24 protein-coding genes are annotated in these 19,698 nt (G+C 38.0%); 12 read left to right on the forward strand and 12 right to left on the reverse strand.

The genetic code is table 11. The features are described 5' to 3' along the window. Positions 1 to 45: 45 nt before the first annotated feature. The 3 genes from trxA to O3636_RS01925 form a co-directional block, all read right to left on the reverse strand. On the reverse strand, positions 46 to 360 hold the full coding sequence (gene trxA / locus O3636_RS01915) for a thioredoxin (RefSeq protein WP_023937249.1): 315 nt from the start codon (positions 358 to 360) through the stop codon (positions 46 to 48). 15 nt (positions 361 to 375) lie between these two features. Beyond that, positions 376 to 597, reverse strand: coding sequence for a DUF4649 family protein (locus O3636_RS01920; protein WP_371641478.1), 222 nt, complete (start codon positions 595 to 597; stop codon positions 376 to 378). A 99-nt stretch (positions 598 to 696) separates the two neighbouring features. Continuing rightward, complete coding sequence (locus O3636_RS01925; protein WP_125454912.1) at positions 697 to 1,077, reverse strand: MarR family winged helix-turn-helix transcriptional regulator; 381 nt, start codon at positions 1,075 to 1,077, stop codon at positions 697 to 699. A gap of 283 nt (positions 1,078 to 1,360) precedes the next feature. On the opposite strand from O3636_RS01925, the gene O3636_RS01930 reads away from it, so the two are divergent. Together O3636_RS01930 and O3636_RS01935 are read left to right on the forward strand one after the other, a co-directional pair. Beyond that, positions 1,361 to 1,735, forward strand: coding sequence for a CidA/LrgA family protein (locus O3636_RS01930; protein WP_000781325.1), 375 nt, complete (start codon positions 1,361 to 1,363; stop codon positions 1,733 to 1,735). Then, complete coding sequence (locus O3636_RS01935) at positions 1,732 to 2,427, forward strand: LrgB family protein (protein WP_001288948.1); 696 nt, start codon at positions 1,732 to 1,734, stop codon at positions 2,425 to 2,427. Before O3636_RS01930 ends, O3636_RS01935 begins: the two co-directional genes overlap by 4 nt. A 51-nt stretch (positions 2,428 to 2,478) precedes the next feature. On the opposite strand, the gene O3636_RS01940 is transcribed toward O3636_RS01935, so the two are convergent. The 5 genes from O3636_RS01940 to O3636_RS01960 form a co-directional block, all read right to left on the reverse strand. Then, positions 2,479 to 4,026: an ABC transporter ATP-binding protein gene (locus O3636_RS01940; protein WP_293965925.1), complete on the reverse strand. Its 1,548-nt coding sequence runs from the start codon at positions 4,024 to 4,026 to the stop codon at positions 2,479 to 2,481. 273 nt (positions 4,027 to 4,299) lie between these two features. Next, the gene (locus O3636_RS01945; protein ID WP_371641479.1) at positions 4,300 to 5,382 is read right to left on the reverse strand and encodes an N-acetylmuramoyl-L-alanine amidase family protein; all 1,083 of its coding nucleotides are present in this window, start codon (positions 5,380 to 5,382) and stop codon (positions 4,300 to 4,302) included. A 12-nt stretch (positions 5,383 to 5,394) separates the two neighbouring features. Further along, positions 5,395 to 5,823 (reverse strand): hypothetical protein, encoded by a 429-nt coding sequence (locus O3636_RS01950; RefSeq protein ID WP_265478200.1) that lies wholly within the window; start codon positions 5,821 to 5,823, stop codon positions 5,395 to 5,397. Positions 5,824 to 6,014: 191 nt separating this feature from the next. Continuing rightward, a complete protein-coding gene (locus O3636_RS01955; RefSeq protein WP_371641480.1) occupies positions 6,015 to 7,157 on the reverse strand; it encodes an N-acetylmuramoyl-L-alanine amidase family protein in 1,143 nt (380 codons plus the stop codon). A gap of 12 nt (positions 7,158 to 7,169) precedes the next feature. Beyond that, positions 7,170 to 8,408 (reverse strand): caspase family protein, encoded by a 1,239-nt coding sequence (locus tag O3636_RS01960; RefSeq protein WP_371641481.1) that lies wholly within the window; start codon positions 8,406 to 8,408, stop codon positions 7,170 to 7,172. Positions 8,409 to 8,507: 99 nt separating this feature from the next. Between O3636_RS01960 and O3636_RS01965 the strand changes: the two genes are divergently transcribed. Next, on the forward strand, positions 8,508 to 9,371 hold the full coding sequence (locus O3636_RS01965) for a helix-turn-helix domain-containing protein (RefSeq protein WP_371641482.1): 864 nt from the start codon (positions 8,508 to 8,510) through the stop codon (positions 9,369 to 9,371). A 79-nt stretch (positions 9,372 to 9,450) separates the two neighbouring features. Here O3636_RS01965 and O3636_RS01970 read toward each other — a convergent pair whose 3' ends face one another. From O3636_RS01970 to O3636_RS01980, 3 genes are read right to left on the reverse strand one after another with little or no spacing between them, the layout of a single operon-like run. Next, entirely contained in the window at positions 9,451 to 10,218 is a 768-nt protein-coding gene (locus tag O3636_RS01970) for a hypothetical protein (RefSeq protein ID WP_371641483.1), read from the reverse strand. 16 nt (positions 10,219 to 10,234) lie between these two features. Beyond that, a complete protein-coding gene (locus tag O3636_RS01975) occupies positions 10,235 to 10,930 on the reverse strand; it encodes an ABC transporter ATP-binding protein (RefSeq protein WP_173213023.1) in 696 nt (231 codons plus the stop codon). Between the two features lie 4 nt (positions 10,931 to 10,934). Beyond that, a complete protein-coding gene (locus tag O3636_RS01980; RefSeq protein WP_000119149.1) occupies positions 10,935 to 11,300 on the reverse strand; it encodes a GntR family transcriptional regulator in 366 nt (121 codons plus the stop codon). 139 nt (positions 11,301 to 11,439) lie between these two features. Here O3636_RS01980 and nrdR point away from each other — a divergent pair, with 139 nt between their 5' ends. The 6 genes from nrdR (at position 11,440) to O3636_RS02010 (ending at position 16,446) form a co-directional block, all read left to right on the forward strand. Then, the gene (nrdR, locus tag O3636_RS01985; protein WP_001203672.1) at positions 11,440 to 11,913 is read left to right on the forward strand and encodes a transcriptional regulator NrdR; all 474 of its coding nucleotides are present in this window, start codon (positions 11,440 to 11,442) and stop codon (positions 11,911 to 11,913) included. After that, positions 11,914 to 13,083 (forward strand): DnaD domain protein, encoded by a 1,170-nt coding sequence (locus O3636_RS01990; protein ID WP_371641484.1) that lies wholly within the window; start codon positions 11,914 to 11,916, stop codon positions 13,081 to 13,083. Further along, a complete protein-coding gene (dnaI, locus tag O3636_RS01995; RefSeq protein WP_371641485.1) occupies positions 13,084 to 13,980 on the forward strand; it encodes a primosomal protein DnaI in 897 nt (298 codons plus the stop codon). Then, a complete protein-coding gene (locus tag O3636_RS02000; protein ID WP_371641486.1) occupies positions 13,977 to 14,630 on the forward strand; it encodes an NADPH-dependent oxidoreductase in 654 nt (217 codons plus the stop codon). The genes dnaI and O3636_RS02000 overlap by 4 nt, the downstream gene beginning before the upstream one ends. Before the next feature lie 73 nt (positions 14,631 to 14,703). Then, positions 14,704 to 16,014, forward strand: a complete 1,311-nt coding sequence (der, locus tag O3636_RS02005; RefSeq protein WP_001207696.1) for a ribosome biogenesis GTPase Der — start codon at positions 14,704 to 14,706, stop codon at positions 16,012 to 16,014. 81 nt (positions 16,015 to 16,095) lie between these two features. Beyond that, entirely contained in the window at positions 16,096 to 16,446 is a 351-nt protein-coding gene (locus O3636_RS02010; protein WP_371641487.1) for a hypothetical protein, read from the forward strand. 221 nt (positions 16,447 to 16,667) lie between these two features. Here O3636_RS02010 and rgg1518 read toward each other — a convergent pair whose 3' ends face one another. After that, entirely contained in the window at positions 16,668 to 17,519 is an 852-nt protein-coding gene (gene rgg1518 / locus O3636_RS02015) for an Rgg/GadR/MutR family transcriptional regulator Rgg1518 (RefSeq protein ID WP_050973728.1), read from the reverse strand. Between the two features lie 336 nt (positions 17,520 to 17,855). Between rgg1518 and O3636_RS02020 the strand changes: the two genes are divergently transcribed. Genes O3636_RS02020 through O3636_RS02030 form a run of 3 tightly spaced genes read left to right on the forward strand, consistent with a single transcriptional unit; the run spans position 17,856 to position 19,695 of the window. Beyond that, complete coding sequence (locus O3636_RS02020) at positions 17,856 to 18,248, forward strand: hypothetical protein (protein ID WP_000850412.1); 393 nt, start codon at positions 17,856 to 17,858, stop codon at positions 18,246 to 18,248. A 21-nt stretch (positions 18,249 to 18,269) separates the two neighbouring features. After that, the gene (locus tag O3636_RS02025) at positions 18,270 to 19,061 is read left to right on the forward strand and encodes a hypothetical protein (protein WP_173219735.1); all 792 of its coding nucleotides are present in this window, start codon (positions 18,270 to 18,272) and stop codon (positions 19,059 to 19,061) included. Next, positions 19,054 to 19,695: a hypothetical protein gene (locus tag O3636_RS02030; protein WP_000475785.1), complete on the forward strand. Its 642-nt coding sequence runs from the start codon at positions 19,054 to 19,056 to the stop codon at positions 19,693 to 19,695. The genes O3636_RS02025 and O3636_RS02030 overlap by 8 nt, the downstream gene beginning before the upstream one ends. Positions 19,696 to 19,698: the final 3 nt, after the last annotated feature.

The raw sequence follows: 19,698 nt of genomic DNA on the forward strand, positions 1-19,698 counted from the left end.
GGCAAGAAAAAAGAGACCAAAGCAAGTACTTGGTCTCTCGTGTGATTAGCTCAATTCAGTAACGATGGCCTTGATTTGTTCTGCTGTGTGAACACCAGCAACTTGTTTGACAACTTGGCCGTCTTTTTTGAAGAGAAGAGTTGGGATAGACATGATTCCAAAAGCACGAGCTGTGTTTGGATTTTCATCAACGTCCATTTTAACGATTTTCAAAACATCTTCTGAAAGTTCTTCAGACAATTTGTCCAAGATTGGACCTTGCATACGACATGGACCACACCAAGTTGCCCAGAAGTCTACTAAGACCAAACCGTCTTTTGTTTCTTGTTCGAATGTTGCATCTGTAATTGCTTTTGCCATTGTATTTCTCCTTTTTTAGTTATATTGGCTTAAATCTTGTTTCATGAGATAGAAGAAGACATCTCCATAAGTCCCATGATAGTCCAAATCATGACCGTTGTAAGTTAATTTTTGGGCAGGGTAGTAGTCTGCGACGCCGATAAGACAAGCTTGTTGTGAACGATCAAAGTCTTCATAAGAATCGAAGGTTACAGTTCTTTCGTTCTTGCTGGCATCTAGATAGGTAATTTCAATCATGTTTAAAACTCCTTTGTTTAATGATGACTTTATTTTACTCCTTGTAAAAGAGAATGTCAAGAAAAATGATTGCGCACGCAACTTTTTTCTAAAATCATCTTAAATCAAGAAATCTAAACCAGTTTCTAAGCTTTCTTCGACAGCCTTTTGTAGAGAGGCCAGTGTATTTTGTCCATCACTTGTCAGGCAGATAAAGCTAGAGCGTCTATCTTGATCACAACACCTGCGACTAAGTAGACCGCAATTTTTGGCTTCCAAGCGAGCCACCATCCGAGAAACAGCGCTCGGGCTCAGATGAAGTTTATCTGGCAGGTCAATCTGGCGTAAAGATTTTTCTTGAGCCAAGTCCAGATAGTAGAGGAGGTAGAATTCTTTCAAGGTCAGACTTTGCTCGCTCTGCTGGGCAATAGTCTCTTCCAAGAGACTTTCGATTTCTTTCTGACGCCGATTGAAGTCAAACCATTTTTCCAAATAGGTCATAGTATCTCCTTTCTTTTTAGAGTTATAACATAGAAGAATGTCCATTAACGGACATTCTCTGCATCACAAGATGATTGCGCATGCAATAATTATACTACTTTTAAATCAAGCTGGCAAGAAAGACGCAGGCATCTTTTATCCTAAATCATGCTTGTTTTCACAAGTCAAGAATTGTTTGTATCCCCTTTCCTCTCTAATTTTTAATGACTCTTGTGCATTTCCTTGAAATTTTCTGAAAAAAGAGTAAACTGGTATGCAAGAAGTCTATTTCGTGGAGTTTAGGATGAAATTATATGTTCAATTAATGATTCTCTTTGTGATTTCTCTAATCGGAGAGGGAATTTCCAGTTTCTTTCATTTGCCCATACCCGGCAGTATTATCGGTTTGATTATTCTTTTTCTAGCCCTGCAATTTAAGTGGTTGAGAACCAGGCATGTCAACATGGTGGGGAATTTCTTGCTGGCCAATATGACCATTCTCTTTTTGCCGCCAGCAGTGGGAATCATGGAGAAGTTTGATGTGATTGCTCCCTATCTTTTGCCAATTGTTTTGATTGTCTTTTTTGCAGCAGTCATCAATATTATCCTCATAGCCTTGGTAGTTCAGTTCATCAAGAGACGGTTTGAGGGAGATTATGAGAAAGGAGATGCCAAATGAGTGAATTTGTTTCCAATCCCCTATTTGGGCTTGCCCTGTCTATCCTAGCTTATCTAGTGGGAATGCTGATTTACAGACGTTTTCCCCATCCTTTGACAACGCCCTTGCTTTTGTCAGCTGTTTTCATTATCATTTTTCTAAAGCTGACGGGGATTTCTTACCAAGATTACTACCAAGGTGGTGTCTATCTGAACAACTTGATTGTCCCATCGACCGTGGCTCTAGGGATTCCGCTTTATAAGAGTTTCCACTTGATGAAGCACCATGCTCGCAGTATTCTCTTTGGTAGTCTGCTAGCGGTAGTGGTCAATACCTCTTTCACAGCCCTTGTAGCTAAGATTTTTGGCATGGACTTTTTCCTAGCCATTTCTCTCTTTCCTAAGTCAGTGACAACCGCCATGGCAGTTGGAATCACAGAAAAATTGCAAGGTCTGACGACCGTGACCTTGGTGGTTGTAGTGGCGACTGGGATTTTAACCAGTGTTATCGGACCAACCCTTTTGAAGTGGTTGAAAATTGACGACCCAGTAGCTGTTGGTCTTTCCCTTGGAGGAACAGGTCATGCTGTCGGAACGGGAACAGCCTTTCGATATGGCTCTGTAGCAGGAGCTATGGGTGGTTTGGCTATCGGTGTTACCGGTATTCTCTATGTTTTTGTTAGCCCTATCGTAGCCAGTTTGATATTGAGTTAAAAAGCAAGGAATTCGAGTTCCTTGCTTTTTAAAATCGTATGTTATAGGCTTTTACTTTTCTTTGCTTAAGTGAATGACTTGGTCATAGTGTTTTAAGTCTTCTTCCGTGTAGTGGTGAATGACTTCAATGACTGTTTGAGGTAGGGAGAAGAGTAAGTCGCTAATTTTTCTGCTATTTTCCGAGTCAAGATTGGCCTTAATTTCATCTGCTAAGATGAGTTGACTATCGTGATAGAGGGCACGAGCAATTTCTAGGCGTTGTTTCTCGCCACCAGACAGACTATCATTGCTGAGCGTTCGATTTTTCAAATGTTCTAATCCTGTTTTTTTGAGGATATGATTTAAAGTCTCTGGATTTTTATCCAGTCCCAGAAGGATATTGTCTTCCAGAGATAGCGTATCAAAGTAATGGCTATCTTGGAGGATATAGGAACTAAAGCTTGGGATTTCTTTACGTGACAGGTTTTGACCAGCAAAGCTAATCTGTCCACTTGTCGGTATCTCTTCTCCATGAATGATATTGAGTAGTGTCGTCTTACCAGAGCCACTTTCCCCGATAATGGCGATTTTTTCTCCTTGCTTGATGTGCATGGAAATCGGAGACAGGAGGCTATTTCCCTCTTTTTCTAGGGAGATGCTGTCAAGTTGGATAGGGAAAATATTTTCTATGTTTCTAGGCGAGATGGAGTCAGACTGGCTCAAAAGTTTTTGGTATTTGTTGAGAAGAGTTCGAGTCGCTTTTCGGGTGTTGGTAAAGTAAGCCAACTCTTGGAATTGATAGCCGATATTATGGGAAACAAGATAGATAGCCACAAAACTCGCCGCATCTAAATAATTATAGTAGGTCATAAAGCCACCGATGACGATAGGGGTGACGGAACAAAAGGCATCGATGCTATTGATCAAGAGACTGTTTAAAGTTCGTTGCTTTTCATAGTTAATTTCGGCATCTAGACTGGTTTGTAATTGCTTTTGGTAGCGAGCAAAAAAGTAGTCTTGCCCCTGATAATGGCGAATTTGTTGGCTACCACCAATAAAATTTATCAAGCTTGCTAAGTAGCTCTGGTTAACAGTGGACCGCTTTTCAGAAAGTGAATCCAAACGTTTTGATCCGATAGCACTGCAGAGTACAGGAAAGGAGTAGAAGAGGATGAAAATCAAGCCCAAGTAAAAATTGGTCCATAGGGCATAGAGAATGGACACAGTTGTGAAGCCAAGAGAAGAAATGATGATGACCGTTGGCTCAATATAGCTTTCTTCTAGTTGCTTGACGTCGTTTTCTAGGTCGGACAAAATATCCTTTTCATCAATTTCATAACTGTTTAAAAATCGTTTGAAAATAGCACTCTTGATTCCATATTTGAAATCAGTAATCAAACGGGCATAGTAATAACGTTTCCCAGCCAAGCCTAGTAAGAGGATGAGATTACCAAGGATTCCTAAAATCAAAATTTTCCAAAGAAGTCCTAGTTCTTGATTGGTAAAACTAGCAACAATATTTTGCACAAGGGATGGCGTGATAATTGCTTCCAGCCAAGTAATGGCAATAGAAAAGAAGTAAAGTACGAGGTGTTTCTTAGTAACAAATCTTCTCAGCATAAAGAGTTGCCCTCCTTATCGATATATATGTAATCAGTTTTAAAGTTATTATACTCCTTTATCTCAAATACTTCATATAAAAATGTAAATTTTATGTAGATATACAATTAAATGACAATGTCAAAATGTAACAGATTAAATAAAAAGCGAACAAAACAGAATTCATTGTTTCGATTCGCTTTTTGTATTATTATCTAGATTTTTTGTAGCTCTGATAACATTTAGTCTGAGCAGGTACACTAATAGTTGATGGAAAAAAATGTGTACTTTAGATTATTTCCAAGCGCCACTGGCATCTACATAGTAACCATCAGGTGTGTAGGTATTGTGAAGCATCTTACCTGATGAAGCAAGGTAATACCAAGATCCGCTATCTTTTACCCAGCCTGTTGCCATAGAACCTGAGTTGTTTAGATAATACCAAGATCCACTATCTTTGATCCAACCTGTCGCCATAGAACCTGAGTCTTTTAGGTAATACCAAGAGTGATTATCATATAGCCAGTCACTAGCAATCATAGCTCCTGATGATTTAAAGGCATACCAGTTGCCACCTTGATAGAGCCAAGTTTGATTGAACATGACTCCGTTATCATTCATAAAGTACCAAGTTCCCTTGTCCTTAACCCAAGCATTTTGAACTAATTGTCCTTGTTTTTGATAGTACCACTTTTCACTGTAATTCTTTTTTAGCCAACTTTCTGCTTTTACAATCGGATAAAGTATTTTGAAGGCTCCTGCCCCTCTGTAGGAATGACTGATAACTCCTGGTTTTTGAAGTTTCAATTCTACATAGTCGTCTGCCCAAGCAAATACTTTTTGACCATTGACAGTCTCTGGTAAGGTAGCAGTGTAGGTCTTGGTTTGATAGTCCCATTTTGCATCAAGGTAGGTGTGTTGATCATTTGATTCGTCAATACGGAAGTAACCACTCTTTCCACCGTCATTATATACATCATCTACTACTTTAGTGGACCAGGTCTTTACCTCATTTCCGCTCTTGGCTTCTACCTTGATATCCCCTCTATAGCCATAAGGAACGTAGAAATTCAGGTAACGCCCCTCTACACCCATCATAGACTTGTCCTTTTCTTGACCTAGGAAATTGATAGTTTGATCTTGACCATTGAGACTAACCGTCCACTCGATTTTCTCGGTTTGTGGCAAATCCAATACTTTGATATCTACTTCATTGCCATTGTCAAATTGAAGAATTTTGCCATCTTGATACTTAATACCACCCTTGACAACCCATTCTTCTTTCAATTCGAAGGCCTTTCCTGAATGAGGGAAAGCTAGTAAAGCTAAACCTGCTAGAGATAAACCAAATAATGTGATTTTTTTTGATACTTTCATTTTCTTAACCCCTTATTTTTGAAATAAAACAAATTGACTGTTTTCTGGATAAACTTCAATATGTTGTTTATGATTTTGTTTTAAGACTTGTTCACGTGAGTAAGAATACAATTCGTTTAACGTGATTCTATTGTTATAATTTTGATCAGCAATTAAAGAACCTTGAGATTGCTGTACAGGGTTCCATCCTGAACCTAAAGACCAATATTTAGTTGCCAAACTTAAAGCTCCGCCGCTAGAGTATTCTGACGAACTTGATGAGCAGAGTACTAAAAATTTAGAGTCAATCATCTCACCTGCTTTTTCGTTACCATTTGTATTAGTAAATCCTAAAATAAATTCATCCATATCAAATTTTTCGGTAATAGATTCTTCATTAGATTTGATTGAATTATCTTTAGAAATAATTGTCCCAGCGTGACAACAATCCAGCATAACCACAAACTTACCTTTGTATTGTTTCAGTATAGATGCCAATTCCCAGCCTGAAAAGGATGTTTTATCGCTACCAATGGCTATTGTCCCATCTTCTCCACCATGACAAGTAAGGTATCTAGATTTCTTGCATCTCTGATAACATTTAGTCTGGGCAGGTACACTAATAGTTGATGGAAAAAAATGTGTACTTTAGATTATTTCCAAGCGCCACTGGCATCTACATAGTAACCATCAGGTGTGTAGGTATTGTGAAGCATCTTACCTGATGAAGCAAGGTAATACCAAGAGCCGCTATCTTTCACCCAGCCTGTTGCCATAGAACCTGAGTTGTTTAGATAATACCAAGAGCCGCTATCTTTCACCCAGCCTGTTGCCATAGAACCTGAGTTGTTTAGATAATACCAAGATCCACTATCTTTGATCCAACCTGTCGCCATAGAACCTGAGTCTTTTAGGTAATACCAAGAGTGATTATCATATAGCCAATCACTAGCAATCATAGCTCCTGATGATTTAAAGGCATACCAGTTGCCACCTTGATAGAGCCAAGTTTGATTGAACATGACTCCTTTATCGTTCATAAAGTACCAAGTTCCCTTATCCTTAACCCAAGCATTTTGAACTAATTGTCCTTGTTTTTGATAGTACCACTTTTCACTGTAATTATTTTTTAGCCAGCTTTCTGCTTTTACAATCGGATAAAGTATTTTGAAGGCTCCTCCCCCCCTGTAGGAATGACTGATAACTCCTGGTTTTTGAAGTTTCAATTCTACATGGTCGTCTTCCCAAGCATAGACTTTTTGACCATTGACAGTCTCTGGTAAGGTAGCAGTGTAGGTCTTGGTTTGATAGTCCCATTTTGCATCAAGGTAGGTGTATTGATCATTTGATTCGTCAATACGGAAGTAACTACTCTTTCCACCGTCATTATATACATCATCTACTACTTTAGTGGACCAGGTCTTTACTTCATTTCCGCTTTTGGCTTCTACCTTGATATCTCCTCTATAGCCATAAGGTACATAGAAATTCAGATAACGCCCCTCTGTACCGACCATAGACTTGTCCTTTTCTTGACCTAGGAAATTGACTGTCTGATCTTGACCATTGAGACTAACCGTCCACTCAATTTTCTCAGTTTTTGGCAAATCCAAGACTTTGATATCGACTTCATGGCCATTATTAAATCGAAGAATTTTGCCATCTTGATACTTAACACCACCCTTAATAACCCACTCTTCTTCAAGCTCGAAGGCTTTTCCTGAATGAGGGAAAGCCAGTAAAGCTAAACCTGCTAGAGACAAACCAAATAGTGTGATTTTTTTTGATACTTTCATTTTCTTAACTCCTTATTTTTGGAATAAAACAAATTGACTGTTTTTAGGATAAACTGATACATGTTGCTCTTCGTGAATTTGTGATGCAGCTTCAAGGACTAGAGGATAAGAGTATTGGTACAGTTCCCCTAAAGTGATTTTTCCGTTAGTATTGGTGTCTGCCATAGGCGAAATCATTCTATTTTGAAGTGAATCCCAACCTGTACCCATTGCCCAGTATCTGGTGGCAAGACTACCTACTCCGACTACACTATACGATTCTTCACCTTTCCAAGAGGCACATAGTACGAGGAATTTAGAATCAAGCATTTCACCATTCTTGCTTGCTACATCTCCTGTTGAAAATCCTGCCAAAAATGCTTGTTCATCAAATCTTTCTTCAGACTTAGAGGCAACCTTTTTGTTTGGCTTACCTACATCTATAATTGTTCCTGAATAGCAACAATCCAGCATAACCACAAACTTACCTTTGTATTGTTTCAGTATAGATGCCAATTCCCAACCTGAAAATGTCTGACCATCGCTACCAATGGCTATCGTCCCATCTTCTCCACCATGACAAGTAAGGTAAAGATAGTTCACATCGCTTTCGCTAGAAGATTTGAAAAGTTCTTGCATTTTTGCAATAATCTCGGACTTAGTTTTATCTGGGAAACGAACAACTTTACTAAAGTTTTGGTTGCTAAAAACCTTTTCCATAGTATTAACGTCTTCGATAGGTACAGCGGTTGTTGATGTTTCACCAAGAACTAAAGCACGGCGATTAATCGTTTGTCTTGCTCCACTACTAGCAAAGAAATAAGTATCATCTCCAATATTGTGCCAACCTGTCTGCATAGCACCGCTATCAGCTAAATAATATTGTTTTCCTTCGATAGTCTGTAGGCCAGTTTGCATGACACCGCTAGTATTTAAATAGTACCAACTACCAGAAATCAAACACCATCCTGTTTTCATAGCACCACTATCATCTAGATAATACCAATTTCCATACTCATTGAACCAACCTGTTTTCATCCAACCTTCACTATCAAAATAGTACCAGGTTTCATTAATCTTTTCCCACCCGTTTTTAGTGTAAGAACCGTCAGAATGTTTATACCACCAACGGCCATTCGATTGAATCCAACTGCCATTAGAGTGGCTATAAGCCTTGGGAGAAATAGATTCTTGAGCAGAAACTGGACTATTTACTGGTAGTGTTGTCACTAGGCTCAGTAAAGCAACTGATGACAATAAAATTTTTTTCATAATCATATTGTCCTTTCTGTTTTATTTTTGTATAATCATAATCATATCACAAATAAAAAAAACAGGTTTAATTTTTTGCAGAAATGGAAGAGGAATACTATGGAAAATTTTGGAGCAGTTTTAAAGGATATCCGTATTTCAAAAAATTTTCGTCTTAAAGATTTGGCTTGTGATAAGATTAGTGAGTCAACTATTTCTCGTTTCGAAAATGGGATTACAAAATTATCTATTGATCATTTTTACATGTTGTTAAATCGCCTGGGGATCTCATTTTCGGAATTTGAAGAATTAGTTCATTGCTATTATTCTAAAAAAGAATGTTTTTTTGAAGAACTAGAACATGCTGTAAATTCTTCAGATATCATTTTGTTACAAGAACTAATAAAGAAAATAGAGCTAAAACAAAAGCAGGAAAAAAGTTTATGCAATTGTCACATAAAATCGATTGCTGAACAACAGATTAATCGCCTTGCAAATCTTCCTTATAATGCCTCTAAATGTAATGAGCTAATCAAGTATCTGCTTTCTGTAGATAATTGGATGGAGTATGAACTGAAAATTTTCTATAATTCGGTGTTTTTTATGAACACTAAGACCATAAGCTTATTATATAGAGTGGTAATTAAGAAAACACGACATTTTTTAAAAACAGATATGGGAACACATAGAGTAATTCCTTTATATTTATTTAATTTAGAATTATTATTAAAAAATAATTTGTTAGATAGCGCTCAATTTTTTATAGATGATTTAGAAAATTTACTGACTAGACAAGGATATTATTTTGAAAAGACTTATTTACTTTTTTTAAAAGGTATTTATCTCATAAAAACGAATCAAGTAGAGTTAGGTAAAAAAGAATGTTCCAAAGCTATGAAAATATGTAAGGAATATAATGATAGTGTCACAATAGAGAAATTAAATAAGACCTTTAAATCAGATTTAAAAGGATTTGTTTTTTAAATAAAGTTAGACAGAAAATGAGATAAAAGAAAAAGGATAGCCTCTCTGCGATGAGATGTTATCCTTTTTGATTTTAAAATTATTGCAAATTAACCTTGTTTCTCAAGATATAGTAGGTTCCGAGATAAAAGATAGCTATGAATATGAGTTCTTCAACAATACTTATACTTGCTCCCATATAGAAATGGTCATTAAGTCCTACAAGTGAATTGACATAGAAATTAGAACTAAGATTGAAGAAAAGTTCAATAAATCCAATGACGATTTGGATACCAATGTAGGCTGCAACAGCGAGTGCTGTACGGTATTCATTGAACAGTTGTCCAATGGAAATGGCCAAGTAGATGCAGAGGATTCCAGAAATGGTATTTAGTAGGAAGGATAACCCCACAAGAGAGAGTTGAGGAAGGTATGTTCTTACAAGTGGGAACCAGTCATAATGTGACATCCAATCTGGAACCGTTATAGTCACAATAAGAAAAGCACTTAGAGCCAGTACAGCTGAGCTAAGTATAGACCAGATGAAGGCTCCGACTAATTTAGCTGTGATGATATAGTGCTCAGAAACTGGCAAGGTCAAAGTCAGATAGCCTTGGCGGTCATAGACACTACCTTTGAAGCGTTTGATAATCAAGAAAAGAGTTGAAATCCCCAGTGTAATTATCAAGCCGCCAAAGACGAGAGCCAGAAAGATAAATAGGAAAGGTTGGCTATCTTTGAAAGATATATAAGAATAGTAGTGTCCTTGCATTCCCAGGGGAACGGAAAGGACTAGAACAGCAGCGTAGAGGGCTAAATACCACTTGTTAACATTTTTAAATTCGTAGCGAATTAAATTCCAAAACATAAATAATCTCCTTTGCTTAAGCCTTAAATTCCTGACGGAAGAGTTGGTCAATGGATTCACCCGACTCATAGCGAATATCGTCTACATTGCCTTGACGAACGACTTTTCCGTCTTTGAGGAAGACAATTTCATCCAAGATTGGCTCGATATCTGAAATCAAGTGGGTAGAAATCAAAACGGTAGAAGTTGGTGAGTAGTTGTTGATAATGGTATTGAGGATATAATCACGGGCTGCTGGATCCACCCCACCAATGGGTTCGTCCAGAACATAGAGGCGAGCATCACGGCTCATAACCAAAATCAGTTGTACCTTTTCCTTGTTTCCTTTTGATAGTTTCTTGAGACGACTATTTTCATCAATGCCTAGGTCTGCAAGCAGATGATGGGCGCGTTCAAGATTGAAATCTTTATAGAAGGTCTTGAAGTAGGTTAGAGCTTCTTTGACCTTCATTTGCTCATTGAGATAGGTCGTATCCGGCAAATAAGCTACGATGGCCTTGGTTGCTGGGCTTGGATCCATGTCGTTGATCAGGACACGTCCTTGATCTGGTTGCAAGAGGCCATTGATTAGTTTAATCAGGGTTGTTTTTCCTGAGCCGTTTGGCCCAAGGAGACCAACAATTTTTCCAGCTGGAATGTCAAGAGAAACATTTTCAAGGGCTGGTGTTGATCCATAAGATTTGGATACATTTTCAAATGCTAGTAATGACATAGGCTTAAACTCCTTTAATATAATCGCCGACTACGCCTGGTAGTTCTTCTTTTTCATAGCCAAAATGGGTCATGGAGGAAACGAAGTGTTCCAATTCTTCTTCCGATAATTGTTTGCGCGATTGGGCGATCAGCTCCTTATCCTCAGTCACAAATCGTCCAGTTGTTCGCTTGCTGTAGACAAATCCTTCTCGTTCAAGGTCTGACAAGGCTCTTTGGATGGTGTTTGGATTGACACCGGCCTCGCTAGCTAGCTCTCTCACGGTTGGAAGTTGTTGATTGGGTTCCAGTGTATGGGAAACAATCTGAAGCTTGATTTTCTCCATAATCTGTAAATAGATAGGTTTTTTGTTGTCAAATGTCCAGGACATCTTGGTCTCCTTTCTTCTATCCTTTTGTCTTAATTAAATAATACAACAAAACAAAAAACTTGTCAAGCAAAAAGAAGAATTGTTTTGGGAATCGTTTAAAAAATGGTATAATGAAAAGAAAACGACAAGGAGGGAAAGGATGCGTTGTCCAAAATGTGGGGCTACCAAGTCAAGTGTTATCGATAGTCGCCAAGCAGAAGAAGGGAACACCATTCGTAGAAGACGTGAGTGCGATGAATGCCAGCACCGTTTTACAACCTACGAACGGGTAGAAGAAAGAACCTTAGTGGTTGTTAAAAAAGATGGCACACGGGAACAATTCTCCAGAGATAAAATCTTTAATGGGATTATCCGCTCAGCCCAGAAACGTCCTGTGTCAAGTGATGAAATCAACATGGTAGTCAATCGTATCGAACAGAAACTCCGTGGTCGAAATGAAAATGAAATTCAAAGTGAGGACATTGGTTCACTCGTCATGGAGGAGTTGGCTGAGTTAGATGAGATTACCTATGTACGTTTTGCCAGTGTTTATCGTAGTTTTAAGGATGTCAGTGAGTTAGAGAGCTTGCTCCAACAAATCACCCAGTCCTCTAAAAAGAAAAAGGAAAGATAAATGAAGCCAATTGACCGTTTTTCTTATCTAAAGAATAATCGGGTGTCGCAAGATACCTCATCTCTGGTACAGTGCTACCTCCCGATTATCGGTCAGGAGGCACTGAGCCTTTATCTTTATACGATTAGTTTTTGGGATAATGGCAGAAAGGAATACCTCTTTTCAAGCATTCTCAACCATCTCAACTTTGGGATGGATAGACTGATAAAATCCCTGAAAATCCTATCTGCTTTTAATCTCTTGACCCTCTATCAAAAAGGGGATGTTTATCAGCTAGCCCTCCATGCTCCTCTCTCGAGTCAGGACTTCTTGGAACATCCTGTTTATCGTAGACTCTTGGAGAAAAAGATTGGCGATGTAGCTGTGGAGGATTTGAAAGTTGAGAGTGCTGAGGGAGAAGAAATACCTGTCTCACTCAATCAAGTATTTCCAGATTTGGCAGAACTAGGAAATCTAGAAGACTTTGGTCTCAAGAAGAAAGTGGCCAATGATTTTGATTTGGACCATTTTCGTCAGCTTATGGCTCGAGATGGGCTTCGTTTTGCGGATGAGCAGTCCGATGTCTTGAACCTGTTTGCCATTGCTGAGGATAAGAAGTGGACTTGGTTTGAGACCTATCAGTTGGCCAAGTCAACAGCTGTTTCCCAGGTTGTTTCAACCAAACGCATGCGGGAAAAAATTGCTCAAAAAACAGTTTCCTCTGACTTTAATCCTAAGGAAGCAACCATTATCAAAGAAGCCAAAAGTAAAACTGCCCTGCAGTTCTTGGCAGAAATCAAGCAAACACGCAAGGGAACCATTACCCAAACAGAAAGAGAACTCTTGCAACAGATGGCTGGCTTGGGCTTGCTGGACGAAGTCATCAATATCATTCTCTTGTTGACCTTTAATAAGGTAGATTCTGCAAACATCAATGAGAAATATGCCATGAAGGTAGCCAATGACTATGCCTATCAAAAGATTCATTCAGCAGAAGAGGCAGTCTTGCGCATCCGTGAGCGAGGACAAAAGAGTCAGGCTCAAAAAACCAGTAATCCCAGTCCTGCCAAGTCCAATGTACCCAAGTGGAGCAATCCAGATTATAAGAATGAAACCAGCGAGGAAACTCGTCTGGAACTAGAACGTAAGAAACAAGAACTATTAGCTCGATTAGAAAAAGGAGGAGATTAGATGGAAAGTGTCGGAGACGTACTCAAGCGTCAACCTAGCCGTTTTCACTATCAAGATTTGGTCCAGAAAATCATGAAGGACCCTGATGTTACGGCCTTTATCCAGCAAGAATCCCTCAGCCCAGAGGAATTAAATCGCAGTATCTCCAAGTTTAACCAATACATCACCGAGCGCGATAAATTTCTCCGTGGGGATATGGATTATATTGCCAAAGGCTACAAGCCGATTTTGGTTATGAATCATGGCTATGCGGACGTTTCTTATGAAGAAACTCCTGAACTAATCGCAGCGGAAAAAGAAGTGGCTATTAAAAACCGTCTTAAGTTAATCAATCTGCCAGCTAGTCTCAAGAAAGCTAGTTTGGCTCAAGTTGACTTGGACGATTTAGGGCGCTTGCCAGTTTTTGAAAAGCTATTAGCCTTCGTGGAGCAATATCCAGCTATTCGAAAAGGTCTTTACTTGTATGGAGACTTTGGTGTGGGTAAAAGTTTCATGGTGGCTGCCTTGGCTCATGATTTATCAGAAAAACGCGGTGTTTCATCCACTCTCCTCCACTATCCTAGCTTTGTCATTGATGCCAAAAATGCCATCAGTGATGGCAATGTCAAGACCTTGGTGGATGAGATTAAGCTGTCTGAAGTCCTGATCTTAGATGATATTGGTGCCGAGCAATCAACAGCTTGGGTGCGGGATGAAATCCTACAAGTCATTCTCCAATATCGGATGCAGGAAAATTTACCGACCTTTTTCACATCCAACTTCAACTTTGAAGATTTGGAGCAGCATTTTGCTAAAGGGAAACATGGAAATGACGAGACCTGGGAAGCCAGACGCGTCATGGAACGCATCCGTTATTTGGCTGAGGAGACTCGTTTAGAAGGAGTAAACCGTCGATGACAGAAACGATTAAACTGATGAAAGCTCATAAGTCTGTTCGAAGATTTAAGGAACAAGTCCTTCCTCAAGAAGACTTGACTGAAATCCTGACAGCAGCCCAAATGGCATCGTCTTGGAAGAATTTCCAATCCTACTCTGTGATTGTGGTACGAAGTCAAGAGAAGAAAGATGCCCTGTATGAATTGGTACCTCAAGAAGCCATTTGCCAGTCAGCTGTTTTTCTTCTTTTTGTCGGAGATTTGAACCGAGCAGAAAAGGGAGCACGACTTCATACCGATACTTTCCAACCACAAGGTGTGGAAGGGCTCTTGATTAGTTCGGTCGATGCAGCTCTTGCTGGTCAAAATGCCCTGCTGGCAGCTGAAAGTTTAGGCTATGGCGGTGTCATTATTGGCTTGGTGCGGTACAAGTCAGAAGAAGTGGCAGAGCTCTTTAACCTGCCTGACTATACTTATCCAGTTTTTGGGATGGCACTAGGTTTACCAAATGAAGAACATGAAGTCAAACCTCGCTTGCCATTGAATCATGTGGTTTTTGAGGAAGAATATCAGGAACAAACAGTTGATGTGATTGAGGCTTATGACCGTGTACAGGCGGACTATGCTGGGGCGCGTGCGATAACAAGCTGGAGTCAGCGCCTAGCAGAATAGTTTGGTCAAGCTGAACCAAGCTCAACTAGAAAAAATCTTGAACAGAAGAAGTTATTGTAGAAAGTGAGAAATTATGGCCCTACCAACTATTGCTATTGTAGGACGTCCCAATGTTGGGAAATCAACCCTATTTAATCGGATCGCTGGTGAGCGAATCTCCATTGTAGAGGATGTCGAAGGAGTGACACGTGACCGTATCTATGCAACGGGTGAGTGGCTCAATCGTTCTTTTAGCATGATTGATACAGGAGGAATCGATGATGTCGATGCTCCTTTCATGGAACAAATCAAGCACCAGGCAGAAATTGCCATGGAAGAAGCCGATGTTATCGTCTTTGTCGTGTCTGGTAAGGAGGGAATTACCGATGCGGACGAATACGTAGCCCGTAAGCTTTATAAGACCCACAAACCAGTTATACTCGCAGTTAACAAGGTGGATAACCCTGAAATGCGAAATGATATCTATGATTTCTATGCCCTCGGTTTGGGTGAACCACTGCCAATCTCATCTGTCCATGGTATCGGTACAGGGGATGTGCTAGATGCCATCGTAGAAAATCTTCCAAATGAATATGAGGAAGAAAACCCAGATGTCATTAAGTTTAGCTTGATTGGTCGTCCTAACGTCGGAAAATCAAGCTTGATTAATGCTATCTTGGGAGAAGACCGTGTCATTGCCAGTCCAGTTGCTGGAACAACACGTGACGCTATTGATACCCACTTTACAGATACAGATGGTCAAGAGTTTACCATGATTGATACGGCTGGTATGCGTAAGTCTGGTAAGGTTTATGAAAATACTGAGAAATACTCTGTTATGCGTGCCATGCGTGCTATTGACCGTTCAGATGTGGTCTTAATGGTCATCAATGCGGAAGAAGGCATCCGTGAATACGACAAGCGTATCGCAGGATTTGCCCATGAAGCCGGTAAAGGGATGATTATCGTGGTTAACAAGTGGGATACACTTGAAAAAGACAACCACACCATGAAAAACTGGGAAGAAGATATCCGTGAGCAGTTCCAATACTTGCCTTACGCACCGATTATCTTTGTATCAGCTTTGACCAAGCAACGTCTCCACAAACTTCCTGAGATGATCAAGCAAATCAGTGAAAGTCAAAACACACGTATCCCATCAGCTGTCTTGAACGATGTGATTATGGATGCTATTGCTATCAACCCAACACCGACAGACAAAGGAAAACGCCTCAAGATTTTTTATGCGACCCAAGTGGCAACCAAACCACCAACCTTTGTTATCTTTGTCAACGAAGAAGAACTCATGCACTTTTCTTACCTGCGTTTCTTGGAAAATCAAATCCGCAAGGCCTTTGTCTTTGAGGGGACTCCAATCCATCTCATCGCAAGAAAACGTAAATAAAAAAGTAGAATCTGGAATGACATTTCCAGATTTTTTTGATATAATAAGATAATAGAAAACGCTATCAAAAAGGAGGTGTCGATGAAACATTTGTTCAAATTGATAATCTTATTTCCCTGGTTTTACTTTTTCAGCTGGATTGAAAAGGATAATAGAGAAAGTAAATTTTTCCCAATTTTTTACTATTTTTACTGGTTTTACATCCCCCTCTATGCTCTTTTTAGCCTTGCTTGGACAGTTATTTCAGTTCTGTTTTTCAATATCGTCTTGAGAAATTTGACAGATATCAAGTTATGGGGCATTTGGTTTCTTTTTATTCTGCTAGCTATTGCTCTGAATAGGTTAACTTATTTCTGTTTCAAAAAAATGCTTAGACTAAGAAAAGAGTTAGGGAAGTCTAAAGGCGTGAATAAAGGAAGGTGTAGGAACTAAAAAATGACTGTATCTATGATTTGTTTATGGAGCTATAGATACAGTCGTTTTTATTTTAATCGTGAAACCTGAGAGAAGTGTTCGTCTTGTATAGTGGATTGAATATGGAATAATACAATACAACTTATAAAACATTGGTATAAAATGCTTTAGATCCCCTGATTGATTCGTTCACATTCTATTCCAATCTACTACAATAAAACGATAAGAATTATTATAAATTATAGGTTTGAAAAATCATTAATTTCTTTTTCGAGTATTTTAACTAATGACTCTTCTTTGGTTAGTCGTAATAAGGTTATTCCTTTATCAATCAAATCGGAGTTATGTTGTAGTATTCCCAAGCGTACTTGAGAAAATCCAAGAATATCGTATATTTTTAATTCTTCTGCTAATACCAAAAGTTGTAGGGTGATTGTTTCACATTCTTTGAATAAATGATGTTGAAAATATACAGTGGAGAGATTGGCTAAAAAAGATGATAAAAATACTTTTGTTTCTCGGAAGTATTTATATTTCTCGATGGTTTTCATAATTCTATCAATAAGAAGGGGAAGATTTTCAGAAGGAAAGAAAAAGAGAATGGTTCCAAGTAATTTCAAATCACTAATGTACCATGTATCCATAGGTTCAAGATAGTCCCAAATTTCTTCATACAAATCTTTCAAGACGTGGTTGTTTTTGAATCCTTTAGTTCGTAACTCTGTGACAATTTTTGTATGACGATAGATATTTTGAATAGGAACATCGTGATGTGTCTTAAGATATTTTTGACACTTCTCAGTGAGTTCAACCATTTTTCTAGTATCTTGAAAAGTAGACGGATTTTGGCTCTCTACAATAATATCTCGCCTTTCACTAGGATGGTATTCGTTGCATATATACTTGAATTCTGCTAAGCTCATATCAATTTGTTCAAGAAGAAATACCATGTTTTCAAAACTGGGAATAACTTTACCGTGTTCAATATTTGTTAGAGTTGTTCGATGTATGACTTGTCCACATACATCTTGTTGGGTCAATCCTTTTGACTTTCGAATTTCTTTAAAAATTTGTCCATAATCCCATCTCATATTGTTCCTCCTAGGTAAATGTGAATATTTTCTACATTTATAAAAAACGTAGAAAAAGGTGGTATTATTATATCAAAAAGGAGGGAAAAAGTCATGGGCTTTAAAAAATATTTGAAGAATTTACCGAAAAACTCTGGATTTATTATATCTTTGATTTGGAGTTGGATTCAACTTATCTGGTTTGAAACGTGGTTTTGGGGATAAAGAAATTAGAGTCCATACATAATTAAGTAAAGGAGGAATTTGTATGATATACCATCGTTTAGAATAAGTCTATATTTAAAATAGAAGTTATAAGGAATCTTCTTGAATAAAAAATGAAAGGAAACAGAAAAAATGAAAACTAAAAAATTATTGAAAATGGTTATTCCTGTTTTAATGATAAGTGCTGTTGGAACTACTTTCGTAGAAGCAAATCAGATAGGTGCTTTTAGTAATTTTGTTATTACTACCAGTTATAAGAGAACAGGTTATTTGACCAAAGAAAATGAAGGTGCGGAATATATCATGAACTTAAATCCTTGTAGAAATTTACATCCCATGACTGTTAAGCATCGTATAGTAAATTCTAATGGAGAAGCTCGTAGTGGAGAATCGTTAACAACCTGTGGTACTCGTTCAACTCATGGTAATTGGGCAACGGTTGGCTATGTTTATGCAGCAGATATGGCAAGACAAAATTGGTGGGATTTATCAGCTGCCATTTCAGGTAGTTGGTCACCAAATTAATTCGTAAAGTAGGTATAATTTATGAAGATTCCTCTCTTAACTTTGGCAAGGCATAAATTTGTTTATGTCTTGCTTACTTTGCTTTTTCTTGCTTTGGTTTATCGTGATGTTTTGATGACTTATTTCTTTTTTGATATTCATGCGCCCGATCTAGCTAAATTCGATGGACAAGCAATTAAAAATGACTTATTAAAATCAGCATTAGATTTTCGTATTCTCCAGTTCAATCTAGGTTTTTATCAATCATTTATTATTCCAATCATCATTGTTTTGCTAGGTTTTCAATATATTGAGCTGAAAAATAAAGTTTTACGATTGAGTATTGGAAGAGAAGTGAGTTATCAAGGGTTAAAAAGAAAGTTGACTTTACAAGTTGCAAGTATCCCTTGTGTGATATATTTAGTGACTGTGCTGATAATTGCAATTTTAACTTATTTCTTTGGGACTTTTTCTCCTCTTGAATGGAATTCTCTATTTTCTGATGGGAGTAGTTTACAAAGACTCCTAGATGGAGAGATAACAAGCTATTTGTTCTTTACTTCTGTCCTACTAATCGGTATTTTCATCAATGCAGTCTATTTTTTTAAAATAGTTGATTATTTAGGGAATGTGACTCGTTCGGCAATTGCCTATTTGATGTTTCTATGGCTTGGTTCTATGATGCTCTATAGTATCTTGCCATACTATATGGTTCCTATGACGAGTTTGATGCAAGCTAGCTATGGGGATGTAAGTTTGATGAGACTCTTTACTCCTTATATCCTTTATATTGTCCCCTATATGGTACTTAAAAAATATGAAGATAATGTTTAAGAACTTTAACAATATTTGGCTAAAGAGAAAGATCGTTTTACTACTTCGTATAGTTCTGATGATGATTTTGATTAACTATCTATTGTCAATAGCGGTTCAAAAGCAGGATGTTTTTCTCTTTTTCAAGAGGGAATTGATTTCAATCTTTTCCTATAATGACTATTCTGAAGCGAATTTAGAAATCCCCAAACTCTTGTTAAATCTTTCGCTTTTCATGGTAGGATGGCTCTCTGTCATTTTACTTGAAACTGATTTGGCAGACCATTACCATCACTTGATCCGCTATCAATCAACCTCCTTTTTCGATTATACAAGGAAACGATTGGTTGTCATCTCTAAATTTTTTATTCAAGATTTATTTGTCTGGTTCCTTGGTTTACTTCCTCTAGGAATTCATTTCAAAACAGTCGCACTTTTCTTTTTACTTGCTCAGTTAATGATCTTGTACTTACTACTGTCTTATCTGATAGCACTTATTAGTGCGGGCGCTGGTTTTTCCTTTTTTCTCTATTTTTTAGCATTTGTGGGACAAGAATGGATGATGGATCATATTGTAACAGTGTATTTAGTACTCTTAAGTTTATTAGTTATGTTGATTGTTAGTCGCTTGGAAGAGAAATTTAAGAAAGGATAAACG

Origin of the sequence: Streptococcus sp. 27098_8_76, from assembly GCF_041432315.1 — a bacterium.
Lineage (GTDB): Bacteria > Bacillota > Bacilli > Lactobacillales > Streptococcaceae > Streptococcus.